Annotated in this window: 16 protein-coding genes; all 16 read left to right on the top strand. The window is 42.3% G+C overall.

Features of this window, described 5'->3' with window-relative positions; genetic code table 11:
• Positions 1-57 precede the first annotated feature (57 nt).
• The 16 genes from CTER_RS19000 (at position 58) to CTER_RS18925 (ending at position 15343) form a co-directional block, all read left to right on the top strand.
• Positions 58-936, top strand: coding sequence for a hypothetical protein (locus CTER_RS19000; RefSeq protein WP_004628411.1), 879 nt, complete (start codon positions 58-60; stop codon positions 934-936).
• A gap of 131 nt (positions 937-1067) precedes the next feature.
• Positions 1068-1667 (top strand): flavodoxin family protein, encoded by a 600-nt coding sequence (locus CTER_RS18995; RefSeq protein WP_004628294.1) that lies wholly within the window; start codon positions 1068-1070, stop codon positions 1665-1667.
• 86 nt (positions 1668-1753) lie between these two features.
• The gene (locus tag CTER_RS18990; RefSeq protein WP_004628464.1) at positions 1754-2524 is read left to right on the top strand and encodes a tRNA threonylcarbamoyladenosine dehydratase; all 771 of its coding nucleotides are present in this window, start codon (positions 1754-1756) and stop codon (positions 2522-2524) included.
• On the top strand, positions 2517-3197 hold the full coding sequence (locus CTER_RS18985) for a hypothetical protein (protein WP_004628354.1): 681 nt from the start codon (positions 2517-2519) through the stop codon (positions 3195-3197). Before CTER_RS18990 ends, CTER_RS18985 begins: the two co-directional genes overlap by 8 nt.
• A gap of 56 nt (positions 3198-3253) precedes the next feature.
• Positions 3254-4957 (top strand): MutS-related protein, encoded by a 1704-nt coding sequence (locus tag CTER_RS18980; RefSeq protein WP_004628254.1) that lies wholly within the window; start codon positions 3254-3256, stop codon positions 4955-4957.
• Positions 4958-5081: 124 nt separating this feature from the next.
• On the top strand, positions 5082-5456 hold the full coding sequence (locus tag CTER_RS18975; RefSeq protein ID WP_004628366.1) for a GntR family transcriptional regulator: 375 nt from the start codon (positions 5082-5084) through the stop codon (positions 5454-5456).
• 43 nt (positions 5457-5499) lie between these two features.
• Positions 5500-6282 carry a hypothetical protein gene (locus tag CTER_RS18970; RefSeq protein WP_004628244.1) on the top strand — a complete coding sequence of 261 codons (783 nt, stop codon included), beginning with the start codon at positions 5500-5502 and terminating at the stop codon, positions 6280-6282.
• 23 nt (positions 6283-6305) lie between these two features.
• The gene (locus CTER_RS18965) at positions 6306-7745 is read left to right on the top strand and encodes a hypothetical protein (RefSeq protein ID WP_004628476.1); all 1440 of its coding nucleotides are present in this window, start codon (positions 6306-6308) and stop codon (positions 7743-7745) included.
• Position 7746: 1 nt separating this feature from the next.
• Complete coding sequence (locus tag CTER_RS18960; RefSeq protein ID WP_004628315.1) at positions 7747-8463, top strand: ABC transporter ATP-binding protein; 717 nt, start codon at positions 7747-7749, stop codon at positions 8461-8463.
• Positions 8464-8632: 169 nt separating this feature from the next.
• Positions 8633-8839, top strand: coding sequence for a 4Fe-4S dicluster domain-containing protein (locus CTER_RS18955; RefSeq protein ID WP_004628251.1), 207 nt, complete (start codon positions 8633-8635; stop codon positions 8837-8839).
• Between the two features lie 79 nt (positions 8840-8918).
• Positions 8919-9974 carry a 3-methyl-2-oxobutanoate dehydrogenase subunit VorB gene (locus CTER_RS18950; RefSeq protein ID WP_004628321.1) on the top strand — a complete coding sequence of 352 codons (1056 nt, stop codon included), beginning with the start codon at positions 8919-8921 and terminating at the stop codon, positions 9972-9974.
• A gap of 64 nt (positions 9975-10038) precedes the next feature.
• Positions 10039-10788 carry a thiamine pyrophosphate-dependent enzyme gene (locus tag CTER_RS18945; RefSeq protein WP_004628384.1) on the top strand — a complete coding sequence of 250 codons (750 nt, stop codon included), beginning with the start codon at positions 10039-10041 and terminating at the stop codon, positions 10786-10788.
• Positions 10788-11321, top strand: a complete 534-nt coding sequence (locus CTER_RS18940; RefSeq protein ID WP_004628234.1) for a 2-oxoacid:acceptor oxidoreductase family protein — start codon at positions 10788-10790, stop codon at positions 11319-11321. Before CTER_RS18945 ends, CTER_RS18940 begins: the two co-directional genes overlap by 1 nt.
• 112 nt (positions 11322-11433) lie before the next feature.
• Positions 11434-12111, top strand: a complete 678-nt coding sequence (locus tag CTER_RS18935) for an ABC transporter ATP-binding protein (RefSeq protein WP_004628405.1) — start codon at positions 11434-11436, stop codon at positions 12109-12111.
• Positions 12108-14618, top strand: coding sequence for an ABC transporter permease (locus CTER_RS18930; RefSeq protein ID WP_004628468.1), 2511 nt, complete (start codon positions 12108-12110; stop codon positions 14616-14618). Before CTER_RS18935 ends, CTER_RS18930 begins: the two co-directional genes overlap by 4 nt.
• Before the next feature lie 47 nt (positions 14619-14665).
• Positions 14666-15343: a response regulator transcription factor gene (locus CTER_RS18925; RefSeq protein WP_004628327.1), complete on the top strand. Its 678-nt coding sequence runs from the start codon at positions 14666-14668 to the stop codon at positions 15341-15343.
• Positions 15344-15374: the final 31 nt, after the last annotated feature.

Here is a 15374-nt window from a genome sequence, read left to right as displayed (position 1 = left end):
TACATTTTCTATTTTTGTATAAAATACAATATAGATATTTTTGGATGGGAGGTATTTATGAAAAGACTATATCTATCGATCCTATATGTGGTTATGATTTCAGTTTTGGTCAGCGGGACTATTTTATTCAGCAAATCCCAGGCCAATATTAATAACAGTGCCTATTCACATAAAATAAACCCGGACAGTTCCGGTCCTCAGACCAGGTCCTTTGCTGAAAGGGATTCTGTTAAAATTCAGAATGAACGTACTGCGAGAAGGCAGGAAAAAATAAATGTATCCAATAATGCGGCAAAACTGGATTTAAAGGTGTATCTGACCGAAGACAACTATGGTCTTGTTACGCTGAAGCTTGACTATAAGCTTGGCGGTAGACCGGTAACCGGCAATATCGATGCTTTTCAAATGAAGGAAATAAGAAATATCTTCGGATTCAGGGAAAAGTACCGAAACGGATATGATATAAAGCATATGCTGCTGAATGAGAAAATGAAGAGGCTTTACTTTGCCGTGGAAGGAAAAAATGAAGACAGGTTTTACCGCACGACTCTGTATTCTTACGACCTGGAGAACTCCCGCCTGGAAAAAATCCATTATGATGTTGGAGTTTTTAAAGGTTTTGCAATAACACCTGACGGAAAATATAATGCCTGCTGGTATTCTGCCAGTCAGCAGAATATTCCCTGCAATGAGGAAGACAATGTTATAGTTTTTAACTGCCGGGATAACAAACAGATATTTGACAGCAGCAGGGATATGGCCAGGGATAAAAAATATCTGATAAGTGGGTTGTATGTATATAGTTATGATTTTGTAAAATGGCGGGATAACCATACCTTTGAACTCAGCCGGGAAATCAGGGCAAAGGACGGAGCAGAAAAGGCAATAAAAAAATCCCTGCTGTTTGATTTGAACTCTCGAAAGGTCATAAAATGAATAATTTCTTTTTATTTACCGTCCAATAAGGCTTAATACAGGCTAATACAAGCAGGACAACTTGTTTTCATCACCCAATTGGTGTATCCTTTTAGAAGTACGCATATTTTTTTCTTTTGGAGTGATGTTAAGTGTATATTGTTGGACTCAACGGCAGCCCGAACATGGAGGGAAATACAAGCTTTCTCATAGGCAGAGTGCTTGAGGAATGTTCAAAGCTCGGAGCACGGACTATTTTACTGGATATAGGAAAAATAATGGGTGAGCAGAAGTGCGGATACTGTACGGTGTGCTCAAATCCGTGTACAGGCAGCTGCTATAAAGGCACCGCACTGGAAGAAGCTTTTGAGCTTATGAAAAAAGCCGACGGCATTGTGATTGGAAGCCCCGTATACTTCGGAAGCGTATCGGCACAGCTCAAGGCAATGTTTGATAAAACAAGAAAAGCCAGAGTGAACAAGTGGTTTTATAATAAGGTAGGGCTTGGAGTCAGCGTAGGAAACGCAAGATTCGGCGGACAGGAAGCTGCTCTGAAGGCAATGCACGATATGATGCTGGTCAACGGTATGATAATTGTGGGGGACGGGTATATTGACGATGACTGCGGACACCACGGGGTATGTGCCATGAGACCTGCCAGGGATGATGAAAACGCTGTGAAAAGGGCGGTTATTTCGGCAAAAAGAATGGTCGAAGTCTGCAAAGCCACAGAAGGAATACGGTTCAATTAACCTGATAAAATAACAACTGTAGAGTTTCTTAATAATTCTGCATAGACAAGAATTTAATTATTTATAGAATAAAATGGAGTAATTGTATGCTGAATGAATTTTCAAGAAATGAATTGATAATAGGAAAAGAAGGCCTTGAGAAGCTGCAAAACAGCAAGGTTGCAGTTTTTGGCGTAGGGGGTGTTGGCTCATACACCGTCGAGGCTCTGGTCAGATGCGGGCTGGGAAAAATTGTACTCATAGATGACGACTGTGTCTGCCTTACAAATCTGAACAGGCAGCTGCACGCAACAAGGAAAACGGTGGGAAAACCCAAGGTTGAAGCTATGAGGGACAGAGTTCTGGAAATTAACCCCAAGTGTGAGGTTACAATTATACAGAAGTTTTATATGCCGGATGTGGCCGAAGAGATACTGGATAAAAGCTGCGACTATATTGTGGATGCCATAGATACAGTGACAGCAAAAATTGACCTTGTCGTAAGGGCGAATGAGCTGGGGATACCGGTAATAAGCGCAATGGGAGCAGGAAACAAGCTTGACCCCACAAAGTTTGAGGTGTCGGATATATATAAAACTTCGGTGGATCCACTGGCAAAGGTGGTCAGGAAGGAATTGCGCTTAAGGGGAATAAAGAAGCTCAAGGTGGTGTACTCAAAGGAGGAGCCGCGCAAGCCCGTTGAAACTGAAAGCTCCAGCTGCAGCGCAGGGTGCATCTGCCCGAAGGGGTCTGCCAGAAAATGCACTGTCAAGCACCAGATTCCGGGAAGTCTTCCCTTTGTACCGTCGGTTATGGGTTTGATCATAGCCGGTGAAGTTATAAAGGATATTATCGAATGGGAGAAACAGCATGTTTGAGAAGCGTATAAATATTTTTACCGGCCATTTCGGGAGCGGAAAGACCGAAGTTGCGGTCAATTATGCCCTGAAGCTTGCAGAGGCCCATTATAAGACCGCAATAGTGGACTTTGATATAGTAAATCCTTATTTCAGGACAGCCGATGCAAAGGAAGAACTGGAAAAGAACAACATCTGGGTTATTCTGCCCATGTATGCAAATACCAATGTGGATGTTCCGGCCATACCCTCCGAAATATACTCCCTCTTTCAGAAAAAGGAATACAAGGCCGTTCTGGATGTGGGAGGAGACGACCTGGGGGCGAAGGCGGTATCCAGGTTTAAAGAGGAAATACTCAGTGATGATTATGAAATGTTTTTTGTCATCAACACAAGGAGGGGTATGACTGATACTCCTGAAAAAATCCTTGAGATGATAGCGCTGGTAGAATACAGTGCCAATATCAAGGTCACCAGGCTTATCAACAACAGCAACCTTCTTGAGGAGACCACTCCTGAAATTATTCTTGAAGGCAATGGAATAATTTCTGAGGTGTCTGAAAAGCTCGGCATTCCACTGAGTATAACAGCAGGTCTGGAAGGGGTCATAAGCCGTCTTGAAAGCAGCAGACTCAGCGGTTCCGAGCTGCTGCCACTGAGGAAGCAGATTCATCTGCCCTGGAACAGGGGCTGAGGGCGGCAAGGGGAGCCCATTTGATACCTGAGCTTCCATAATGGAGGTAATATATCATGATGGTTTTATATTTCTTTTTAGCGGTTATAGCGGGTTATATTATTTTCAGTGCTTACGGAAAAGTCGCACATGACAGGAAATGCCGGAAGAATGTACAGTCCCAATGGGGAAAGAAACCCGCAAAAGAGTGCACCCCCAATGATTATATCTCTATCGGCAGCTATTTTAACAATATCAAAGAAAACAGTGAAAAATTTTATATAGATGATATAACCTGGAACGACCTTGATATGAACAGGGTTTTTTCCAGAATCAATAACACGCAGACCGATATTGGTGAGGAATATCTGTACAAGACTCTTAGAGAGCTTCAATACGATAAGGAAATATTGCGGAACAGAAACGATATGATAGAGTACTTTCGCTGCAATGACACCGAAAGAGAAAAAATACAGATATTGCTGTTTCAATTGGGCAAACTGAGATTCTTAAATTTATTCGAATACATAAGCGGAAAAAGAAAGGGTCTCGGAAAAAGCGGACTATTCTATAAAATTTTATCCGCTGCTTTTATTGTTACACCTTTTGCAGCAGCTGTTTATCCTCCTGCCGTTGTCCTGTTTTTCATATCAATGGCCTTGAATATATCAATGTACTTCAAGGCAAGGGATCAGATAGTCGGTCATTTGCAGGCGCTGGGTTACCTGGTAAACATGATCGGTACCGCAAAAAGGATTGTCAGGCTGCCCTATGGGCAAATCGGGTCCTATACAGAAAAATTGAAGAAGTGTACAAACAGGATCAAAGGCATCAGCCTTAACACTTTCTTTTTTATGTTCTATACAACTGAGAATTATTTTTTTGAGATTATCAAAATATTCTTTCTGGGTGAACCCATTGCCTATCACAGTATTTTCAGGCTGATCGAGAAGTACAGAGGAGAGCTGAAGACCATTTATGAGACATTGGGCGAACTTGAAAGCCTTATAGCTGTCGCTTCATACAGGGAGAGCCTCGAATATTATACGCTGCCTGAACTCGAACTTTGCAATACAATAAATTGCAAAAATAATGACCAAAACAACAATAAAAAATTTCATTTTACAGAATTATACCACCCGCTGATAGATAATCCGGTGGCAAACAGCTTTGATACATTAAAATCAGCACTTATTACAGGTTCAAATGCTTCAGGAAAGTCGACCTTCTTAAAGTCGGCAGCCATAAATGCCATATTTGCCCAGACCATCTGCACCTGTCTGGCAAAGGAATACAGTTCCTGCTTTTTCAATATTTACAGCTCAATGGCACTTAATGACAATCTGGAAGCAAAGGAGAGTTATTATATTGTTGAAATAAAGTCGTTAAAACGTATCCTTCAGGGTATTAATCCTGACATTCCCGTCCTCTGTGTCATTGATGAGGTGCTCAGGGGAACCAATACAATTGAGAGGATAGCGGCTTCTTCCGAAATAGTGGCTTATATTTCACAGAGCAACTGTATTTGCCTGTGCGCCACACATGATATAGAGCTGGCCCAGATATTAAATGACAGGGTGGACAATTATCATTTTCAGGAGTTTTTTGACCAGGAGAAGATTGCCTTTGATTATAAAATCTATCCTGGACAGGCTTCTACGCGCAATGCAATAAAGCTGCTGAAAATTCTCGGCTATGATGCAGAAATGGTGGAAAATGCAGAAAACAGAGCCGGAGAATTTATCAGTAAGGGTCAGTGGGGGCGTATGGGAGGCAATTGAATTGAATTGACTGCGGAATTTGTACAGGCAAGATAGTGTCATTGTTTGCAAGTAAATGTATTAATTATTTACATCCAGGTGTATTAGTGGTATAATACACCTGGATGGCGGAGGTGACCTGGCAGTGTTGGATTTTTCAGGACTGATACTAAATAACAAGGATCCTGTATATATACAAATATCTAATTATGTAAAAAAGAAAATACTGCTGGGGCATGCGGAAAACGGCACCGGACTTCCTTCAAGACGTGAGCTGGCCGCCGCCTTGAACATCAATCCCAATACCGCCCAGAAGGCATACAAACTGATGGAGGACGAGGGATTTATCGTCACCAGCACAAATGTGGGCAGCGTGATCTGCATAAATGATCAAATATATTCCAGGATCGAGTCCGAGCTTACCGAGTCTTTGGTCAGTGACTTTATTTCTGCGGCCAGAGAAGTAAACCTGTCCTATAAAAAAGTAATCCGCCTTATAACGGATAAATGGGATATTTAACGGATTAGTGTATTATAGCTGTAATACAAGCGGGGGTGAATATATGAAGAAGTTGTATAAATTGATAAATTTCCAGTTCGGGTTTATTTCCAGGCTTGTATTGCTTGAGTGTTTAATGCTCATCGTGGCGCAGAACATGCTCCTTTACATAACGGCCGGGGATTATCCCGCCGACAGGTATATACCCTTTGAAAAGCTGATAGCACTTTCGGGTGTATCCTCGGTATTTTATATTGGTTTTGCATTAACTCTTGCGGGATGTGTTTACAGTGTTCTGTCCGATTATTCAGGCAGCAGGGGCATCTATACGCTTATGGCGATTCCTGACGGCAGGTCTGCCATTTATTTCTCCAAAGTCATACCGGGCTTTATTTATTTGCTCATGCTCATATGTTCCCAGCTTATCAGCATACTGACAGGGTATATGCTCTTTTCAACCCCTTTTTCAGCTGTTGTGACTGATGGGCTTATTAGTTACTCCAGGCCTGTAAACGGTTTATTTCTGGCCTTTGTGCGTTCGGATTTCCTGAGGCTTCTGTTTCCTTTGAGTGCGGAGAGCTTTTCTTCTACCTTTTTGATGGAAATATCCTTGATACTGGGGATATTTTTCATGAGCTACGCTGTATTGGCCCGCAGGTATTGGCAGCTGGTATTTCCCCTTATAAATATTATGATAATTATTTTTGAGGTCAATAAAAGAAATGCTTCGGTATTAGCTGATATGAATCGGAATCTGTATGTATCCAGTATCGTTTTGTTTGTCTTTAGCGTGTTTTATATATATCAAAGTATCAGATGGATAAGAAGCAGCGCGATCTTGGGGTGACACGCCCGATAGGAGGATGACGTATGAATATTTTCAAAAAAAATGCTGCTGCAGTTGCCGCTCTGATTGCGCTGCTTGTTACAGGTATTCTGGGTGGAGGCATAATAAGCGCACAAAATAAAGGAACCCTTTATTTGAAGGATATTCAGGGAAACAGACAGGTCCTGGGAGATGTGGTTATTGACGGAGTGCTTCAGGATCGCTGGCATGGACAGGACTTTTCAATAAAGGGCGGAAACCTGAAACAGGGCTTCAGGTTTTACGATGAGGGCTCGGACCTGGTTATGTCCTCCCAGAGACCTTATGGGAATACAAAATATATAGATGGAATCCAGTATTATCAGACAATAGATGCCAGGCCCTCCAGGGATGCAAATGTGGAGCTGGAAAGCAAGCCCTGGGAGCCGGCGGGGATTACGGCTTCGGAAGCCGGCAGACCGCTGCCCGAGAGTATCAGGTATATTGAGGAAGTCACCAGGGCAGATAAAATTGACCTGTTTGTAAATATGGTGAAGGGAATGAGAGAAGCTGTCGTCAGGGTAAATACCGGCATACAAATAAAATCACAGGAAAAAGAGTTTTTATTTAATAAAACTTATTATATAAATGAAAATGAAGCTCCTCCGGTAAGGAATGTTATATCTGAAAACTCAAATATCGGTCTTGTTACCCGTGATAACGCAAATAACAGTTTTGTTGTTATAAAGGGTAAGCTGTATTTTACGGTTCTCACCGATAAGCGGGCTTCGGGGAGCAACGGCATATTCCGCATTGACGAGTGGAAAACCTGGCCGAACTGGGATAACATGGAGAACTATGGCGGGTTTGAAAAAATAGTCAATATTGGCCTGGAGGGTCACAATATTGATATATTGGGACTGGAGAATGTGGACGATAAGCTTGTTATGTATATGCTGATCGATAATGTTCTCGCTTTCAGGGCATATGAGCCTGATACGGGAGCGCTTATTGACGAGCTGACCCTGAAGCAGGCGGTTGTTAATGAAAAAAATAACTTTTATCAGGTGTTCCAGCAGGGTAAATATCTGACCGTCTGTTTTATGAATAAAAGCAAAATGGTTGCCACGGTCAAATTTGAAGGCCAGCTCACACTTGAGCATTTTGCAGATTCCCTGGCTCTTGACGGAGTCAGGGAGGAGGTCACCATGCTGGACAATGCTGCGGCTGTGAATGGGAAGCTCTTTATATTCACCTATGTAACCGACGAAACGGACAGCGGTATTTCAGTAAGTATATTAAAACGGAGAAAATTCTTACTGCTGGTATATGACAGGACGGATTCTTCCGGAAAGCTCCTGTACAAAGGGGAGCTTGTATCCGATGCAAATGAGGATACCCAATATGACAGACAGAACCTGGCAAATTCAGGGGGCTACAGTTTATATGACTACCGGCAGTTTGATGCGGTAAGGGTATACTCCGCATCGGAAAGCGGAGGCTGAAATGATCGAAATAAAACATGTAAAAAAGTACTATGGCACAAAGTCACTTGGACTTATGGATGAAAGTGCCCTTATAAATTCCGGTGAGGTAGTAGGTATTCTGGGCCAAAACGGGGCCGGTAAAAGCACGCTTTTGAAGGCCGTTATGGGACTGACGGAATTGACCGCCGGCCAGGTGCTCATTGAAGGAAAAACTCCCGTCGAAATGCACCGGGAAATGGCTTTTATCACACATGAAGGCAGCTACTTTCCCCATTTGACACCCCGGGGGTACGGCGAGTTCCTTTCGGAATATTTCCCGGGTTTTAATAAAGAACGCTATGAGAAGCTTCTGAAATTTTTTGAACTGGAGCCGGGCACTAAAATAAAAACCTTTTCCCATGGTCAGAAAGCCAGGCTGGAGATGTGTGCCGGCCTGTCCAAAATGGCCAGATACATTATAATGGATGAGCCGTTTTTAGGAGAAGACATTCTAACCCGCCAGGATTTTATAAAGCTCATGGCCTCAAGCATTAAAGAAGATGAGACCATTCTTGTCAGCACCCACCATGTCAATGAAATAGAAAATTTTCTTGACAGGGCCATCATTCTCCGGCGCGGAAGGATAGCGGCAGATGTTTATATAGATGATTTGAAAAATCAGGGCAAAACTTTGCAGCAGCTGATCATGGAGCTCTCGGGATACAGCGGGGACAGGTTCAAAGAATTGCCGGACTGATTTTTATCAAAGTCAATTGCTGCCGGCTTTCAGCTGCTAGTAATTGACTTGCAAATACAAGTAAAGAGTTTTATAATAAACAATAGTTTTAGTTCGTTAAATCAGTAAATAATTTCAAATCAATTATTTAAATTTATTATTTAAATCAAATACAAGTGAGGTTTTGACAATGGCAAAAGTAATATTCCATGAGGAAAGATGCAAGGGCTGCAAGCTTTGTGTAACAGTATGTCCCAAAAAAATTGTCATAATGAAATCCGACAAATTGAATCAGAAGGGCTTTCATCCTGCAGGTGTGGACGAAATGGAAAAATGCATCGGCTGTGCTTTCTGTGCCACCATTTGTCCTGATTGCGTCATTGAGGTCGAAAAATAAAGCGCGGCGGCATACAATGCTGCAAACATGCAGTTCCCCGTGTTTTGAAATGTTGAGAATTTATTTGGGAGGATAAAAAATGTCTGAAAAATTATTAATGAAGGGTAACGAAGTTATTGCAGAAGCCGCCTTAAGAGCCGGCTGCAAACACTATTTCGGATATCCCATAACACCACAAACCGAAGTAGCGCATTACATGGCAAAGAAAATGCCTGAAATCAATGGTACATTTGTTCAGGCCGAGAGTGAAGTAGCTGCTATAAATATGGTATACGGAGCAGCAGCAGCAGGTGCACGTGTGCTTACATCCTCGTCAAGCCCCGGAATCAGCCTCAAACAGGAAGGTATCTCATATATCGCAGGTGCCGAGCTTCCCTGCGTTATTGTCAATATAGTACGCTGCGGACCTGGTCTGGGCGGAATATTACCGGCACAGTGCGACTATTTCCAGGCAGTCAAGGGCGGAGGACACGGGGACTACAAGATGGTAGTGCTTGCGCCTTCCAGTGTTCAGGAACTGTACGAATTGACAGTCGAATCCTTTAATATTGCCGACAGGTACAGGATCTGCACCATGATAATGGGCGACGGCATGCTGGGACAGATGATGGAGGCTGTAGAATTTAAAGCCAAGGAAGAAATATATCACGATGACAAGAAGTGGGCTACCACGGGAACAAAAATGCAGAGGGAAAGCAACGATGTAACTTCCATATATATCAATCCCGAAGTGCTTGAAAAACATAATCTGAAGCTTCAGGCCAAATACAGGCAAATAGAGCAGAATGAAGTGCGCGTTGAAACCTACAACTGTGAAAATGCCGATATAATAGTAACTGCCTATGGTACTGTTGCACGTATCATCAAGAATGTTATAAAGTCAGCCGAAAAAGAAGGTATTAAGGTTGGACTTATCCGTCCTGTCACACTCTGGCCATTCCCGACAGCTGCCTTTGAAAAATATGCTGAGACGCCAAAGGCATTCCTCAGCGTTGAATTAAGTGCCGGCCAAATGGTGGAAGACGTCCGTCTTGCAGTAAACGGCAAATGTCCGGTGTATTTCTACGGACGTATGGGTGGTATGGTTCCCAGCCAGAAGGAAATTCTTAATAAGATCAAGGAAATTTTAAAATAAAACCCTCAAGCGGGTTTTTAATACTTACTATTGTATCGCTGCACAGCAGCGGAATGGAGGTTATATGGCAACGGTGTTTAAAAAACCACATGCTTTAAAAGATCTGCCACTTCACTATTGTCCCGGATGTACACACGGAATCATTCACAGAATAATAGCGGAAGTAATAGACGAGCTTGAAATAGAAGGTACTACAATAGGCGTGTCGCCGGTTGGCTGTGCTTACAATAACTACGAATATTTCAACTGTGATTTCGTTCAGGCGGCTCACGGAAGAGCTCCTGCAGTTGCTACGGGCATAAAAAGAGTGCATCCCGACAACTACGTATTCACATATCAGGGAGACGGAGACCTTGCTGCAATAGGTACTGCCGAAATCGTTCACGCAGCTACCAGGGGAGAAAATATTACAACTGTCTTCGTCAACAACGCCATCTATGGCATGACCTCGGGCCAGATGGCACCAACCACCCTGTTAAATCAGGTGACTACTACATCCCCATACGGCAGAAAGCCTGAAATACACGGTTACCCCGTTAAAGTCTGTGAAATGCTTTCCACACTTGAAGGTGCTGTTTATGTTGAAAGAACTTCAGTCCATGACGTTAAAAATATAAACAAAACGAAAGCGGCAATAAAGAAGGCCTTCCAGGTGCAGAAGGCTAAAAAGGGCTTCTCAATAGTTGAAGTTCTCTCAACCTGTCCTACAAACTGGGGCATAAATCCTGTTGATTCATTAAAATGGCTTGAACAGAATATGATGCCCTTCTATCCTTTGGGAAACTTTAAAGGAAAGGATTTGGAGGTGCTATAATGAAACAGTTGGAATTGATTATTGCCGGCTTCGGCGGACAGGGAATACTGTCGGCAGGCAGATTGCTTGCATACGCCGGCATGCTGGAAGGAAAATATGTTTCATGGCTTCCGTCCTACGGCCCTGAAATGAGAGGCGGAACTGCAAACTGCAGTGTCGTAATATCCGATGAGCCTGTGGGTTCACCCATACTTGACACGGCAAATGTTCTGGTGGTTATGAACGGCCCCTCACTTGAGAAATTTGAGAAAGTGGTTGAACCGGATGGTTTGATCATTTCCGACAGCTCGTTGGTAGAGGCAAAGCCAAAGAGAACCGACATCGATTTTTCAGGAGTTCCTGCAACTCAAATCGCATCGGATATGGGGAACCTCACATACGCCAACATTATTATTTTAGGGAAATTACTTGCCAAAACAGGCATAGTGTCCAGGGAAAGCTTTGAAACCGCCCTGAAAAAAGTACTGCCTGCCAAGAAGCACCACATGATTCCAGAGGAAATGAAGGCCCTGAATCTTGGACATGACTATTAAAATAAATTTAATAAATTTTGTCACTAAATTGTAAGAACTTTAAATTATAATTCAGACTATAAACTAGTTTATGGTCTGAATTTTTTTGTGCAGAAACAGGAGTAGAAAATTTATGAGTATTTTGCAGACTATTGATCTGAAGAAGTATTACGGTGACAGCGAAAATCTGGTCAAAGCTCTTGATGGAGTGAGTATGGAAATAGTTGAAGGAGAATTTGTGGCTGTTGTGGGTTCCTCGGGAAGCGGAAAATCAACGCTGTTGCATATGCTGGGAGGACTTGATAATGCTACTTCCGGAACTGTTTTGGTAGCAGGCAGGGAAATCTTTAAAATGAATGATGAACAAAAGACAATTTTCCGCAGAAGAAATATAGGTTTTGTTTTTCAAAATTACAATCTGGTACCGGTTCTCAATGTCTATGAAAATATTACGCTTCCGGTTGAGCTTGATGGTGGAACCCTCGATAAAACATATCTCCAAAATATTATCGAAACCCTGGGGCTGTCGGGCAAACTGAACAATCTTCCGAATAATCTTTCGGGAGGACAGCAGCAGAGAGTCGCCATGGCCAGAGCCCTGGCCGCCAAGCCGGCAATAATTCTTGCAGATGAACCCACCGGAAACCTTGACAGCAAAACAGGCTTTGAAGTGGTGGGGCTGCTGAAAATGACCAGCAGCTTATTTAACCAGACCATTGTTATGATAACACATAACGAGGAACTTGCGCAGCTGGCTGACAGGGTCATACGCATGGAAGACGGTAAAATCGCCGGGGGTGAAGATAAATGAAATTCCCCACCAATAACAAATTCTTAGTTAAAAAGCTGACAATACGTACAATGCGGGCTAACAGGCTTCGCAACACTTTTGTCATACTTGCCGTAGGTTTAACAGCTTTTTTGCTCACCACGGTTTTCAGTATTGGAATGAGTACTGTTGAATCATTGAAACTTCAGCAATTGAGAGCTATGGGCACAACTGCGCATTTGGCACTGACCTATCCCACCGACCGGCAGATACAGGAGATTCACACCCTGGACTATATTAAAGCAGTAGGTTTGCAGGCAAATGTGGCAGATGTATCGGAAACTCCCGAAATGGGGAATATGGTACTTTCACTTCACTGGTATGACAAAACCGAATGGGAGGTTTTACGCAAGCCCACAGTAAGTGATATTACAGGTTCATACCCTAAGAAAGCCAATGAAATAATGATTGCCGGGTGGATTCTCAAACGAATGGGAATAAATGCACCTGAAATTGGAATGGAAATAGATTTAAAATACAGAGTTTCCCCGAATGGCATGACTTCAGAAGAAAAGAGCCGGAAATTCATTTTATCCGGTTATTACACCGAGTATATGAATTTGCGTTCTGACAATATCGGAGCCATGCTTGTTTCAGAAGAATTTTTGAAAGGAGAGGGAAAGTCACCTCAAAAATCCGGTGCCGCCTCTATATTATTTAAATCGGATAATAATATGGATTACAAGGTTCAGGAATTGGAAAGAGATGTAAAGCTTTCCGGTGACCAGAAGCTTAAAGTCGTACCCTTGTATGATAATGGAAGTATGGCTGATGCCGGTACGCTGCTGGCAATGGTTTTTATTGTATTTATTATAATGTCAAGCGGATACCTGCTGATATACAACGTTTTATCCCTGTCAGTCTCAAAGGATATAAGATATTATGGATTGTTGAAAACCATAGGTACAACACCGGTACAGCTGAGCAAAATAGTGATGGGACAGGCATTTCGGCTTACGGTGGTCGGAATTCCGGCAGGGCTGCTGCTGGGTGGTTTTATTTCACTTTTTACGGTGCCGACAGCACTTTCCCTATTAAATTTTGAAGGCGGCGACCTTGGAGTTAAGGTTTCATTTAACCCGGTTATATATATGGGAGCGGCGTTTTTTACCCTGGTTACAACACTGATAGGCAGTATGAAACCTGCCGGGAAAGCAGGAAATATTTCTCCGGTTGAGGCAATGCGATATACAGGACTAACAGTTAAAAGAAATACAAACAGGTCGACCGGAGGAGGTAAAGTTCACAGAATGGCCCTTAAAAATATTTTCAGGGACAGGAGGAGAGCGGCGCTTGTTCTGGTATCACTTTTCCTGGGTATTACAACCTTTCTGGCAGTAAATACAATTGTTCAAAGCATGGATGTAAAAAATCTTGTTTCGGAGTATATAAAAAACGATTTTAGGTTAACCAATAATACTATGGTATATGGAGCAACAGTCAGGCAGAAATTTGACAATGATTTTTTATCAGGATTGAAATCGCTGAAGTCTGTCAACAGTATAAGACAAATATCCATGCATGCGGTAAACGTTGAGTATTCAGAAGAAATATTCGGCAGGCATATGGCGGATTCGGAAAAAAGGTACAAATTGCCGCCCTATAACCAGGAACAGTTTATAAAGAATCCTGATTTATTCTGGACATGTCTGGTGGGAGTTGATACAGATTATATCAGGGAACTTAATGAAAAGCTTGAAACACCTGTTGATACCGGCGCATTTGAAAAAGGGCAGATAGTTCTGTTTTCATCTGACAAGCCGGAACTATACAGTATTGGAGCAGATATTGCTTTCATGGATAAAGATACCGGTAAAAAGACCATGGCCAAATTGGGAGGAATTATACCGGAGGATGCGCCATATAAAGGTTTCAGGGGGCTTGCTCCAGTAATTTATATCAGCAATGCCAAAATGCATCAGTTATACGGTGACCCGGTCATATATGCTGTTACACTTGAGGCTGAAGATGGAGCTGAGAAAGAGGTATTAGCCCAATTACAGGCATTGACCGGCGGGGACAGAGAAATTACCTTGGATTCCAGAATCAAGATGCTTGAACAGTTTAAAGGTGCAAAACTTGTAATGTTTGTCCTCGGAGGAGGAATGTCCATGATACTTGCTTTCATCGGAATAATGAACTTTGTTAATGTTATGATAACCGGTATTAACGTCAGAAGGCATGAACTTGCAGTACTGGAGAGTGTGGGAATGACCACCGTACAGATAAGAAGAATGCTGCTGTTTGAAGGGGGTGCGTATGCGGCAATAACCTGTATTCTGGTTTTACTTTTAGGCAATGGTATCTCATACGGATTATTTGCGTTGTTTAAAACTGAAGCTACATATGCAGTTTATTCCTTTCCATTTACAGCGCTGCTGGTTTCATTTCTATTAATTTTCACGGTATGTCTTACGGTACCGGAAATAACCTTTAAATTGATATCAAAACAAAGTGTTACCGAAAGGTTGAGAAGTATTGAGGGTTAGGCTACAATAAATTACGAAGATAAATTTATCGCCGAGGGTAAAGATTAATGGACAAAATACTTATTGTAGAGGATGATATCCTGCTAAACAGAGGTATAAAATTAGCTCTTGAAAAAAATAATTATTCGGTAGCCTGCACTTATACATATTCTGAGGGGTATTCCTATTTTACGGCCGAGAGCTTTAATCTGATATTACTTGACATAAATCTTCCTGATAAAAGTGGATTGGAGCTTTGTAATCAAATCAGAAAAACTTCACAGGTTCCCATTATCTTTATCACAGCTAATGATACCGAGCAGGATGTTGTCAGGGGTTTTCTGTCAGGCTGTGACGACTACATGGCAAAACCGTTTTCCCTGGAGGTGCTGTACCGCAGAATCCAGGCTGTTTTAAGGAGAATGGGAAAAACTGAAAACAATGTTTTCAGTTCGGGAGAGATACTGATTGATTATGATAAGATGCAGGTAAAGAGGGCGGATGAAACAGTAAAATTGACTGCCACCGAGTATAGGCTTCTTACACTGCTCACAAAAAACAGCGGTCAGGTTCTCACCCGCCGGAGTATTTTAGAAAAATTGTGGGACGTGGATGAGGCCTTTGTTGACGAGAATGCACTGAGTGTCAATATGAGAAGGCTCCGGCAGAAACTTGAAAAGGATCCTAAAAAACCTTATTATATTAAAACTGTTTTTGGTATAGGGTATACCTGGGGAGGCTGGTAGGTATTATTCAATACCGGTATCATTGGTTTTA

Origin of the sequence: Ruminiclostridium cellobioparum subsp. termitidis CT1112, assembly GCF_000350485.1 — a bacterium.
Lineage (GTDB): Bacteria > Bacillota > Clostridia > Acetivibrionales > DSM-1351 > Ruminiclostridium > Ruminiclostridium termitidis.
The sequence above is the reverse complement of the archived record's forward strand: the minus strand, read 5'-3'. Positions and strand labels throughout refer to the sequence as shown.

What these genes read in the sequence shown, in the direction of transcription:
- CTER_RS19000 (WP_004628411.1), top strand. Translation starts at nt 58, where the DNA reads ATGAAAAGACTATATCTATCGATCCTATATGTGGTTATGATTTCAGTT.
- CTER_RS18990 (WP_004628464.1), top strand. Translation starts at nt 1,754, where the DNA reads ATGCTGAATGAATTTTCAAGAAATGAATTGATAATAGGAAAAGAAGGC.
- CTER_RS18985 (WP_004628354.1), top strand. Translation starts at nt 2,517, where the DNA reads ATGTTTGAGAAGCGTATAAATATTTTTACCGGCCATTTCGGGAGCGGA.
- CTER_RS18980 (WP_004628254.1), top strand. Translation starts at nt 3,254, where the DNA reads ATGATGGTTTTATATTTCTTTTTAGCGGTTATAGCGGGTTATATTATT.
- CTER_RS18970 (WP_004628244.1), top strand. Translation starts at nt 5,500, where the DNA reads ATGAAGAAGTTGTATAAATTGATAAATTTCCAGTTCGGGTTTATTTCC.
- CTER_RS18965 (WP_004628476.1), top strand. Translation starts at nt 6,306, where the DNA reads ATGAATATTTTCAAAAAAAATGCTGCTGCAGTTGCCGCTCTGATTGCG.
- CTER_RS18960 (WP_004628315.1), top strand. Translation starts at nt 7,747, where the DNA reads ATGATCGAAATAAAACATGTAAAAAAGTACTATGGCACAAAGTCACTT.
- CTER_RS18955 (WP_004628251.1), top strand. Translation starts at nt 8,633, where the DNA reads ATGGCAAAAGTAATATTCCATGAGGAAAGATGCAAGGGCTGCAAGCTT.
- CTER_RS18950 (WP_004628321.1), top strand. Translation starts at nt 8,919, where the DNA reads ATGTCTGAAAAATTATTAATGAAGGGTAACGAAGTTATTGCAGAAGCC.
- CTER_RS18945 (WP_004628384.1), top strand. Translation starts at nt 10,039, where the DNA reads ATGGCAACGGTGTTTAAAAAACCACATGCTTTAAAAGATCTGCCACTT.
- CTER_RS18940 (WP_004628234.1), top strand. Translation starts at nt 10,788, where the DNA reads ATGAAACAGTTGGAATTGATTATTGCCGGCTTCGGCGGACAGGGAATA.
- CTER_RS18935 (WP_004628405.1), top strand. Translation starts at nt 11,434, where the DNA reads ATGAGTATTTTGCAGACTATTGATCTGAAGAAGTATTACGGTGACAGC.
- CTER_RS18930 (WP_004628468.1), top strand. Translation starts at nt 12,108, where the DNA reads ATGAAATTCCCCACCAATAACAAATTCTTAGTTAAAAAGCTGACAATA.
- CTER_RS18925 (WP_004628327.1), top strand. Translation starts at nt 14,666, where the DNA reads ATGGACAAAATACTTATTGTAGAGGATGATATCCTGCTAAACAGAGGT.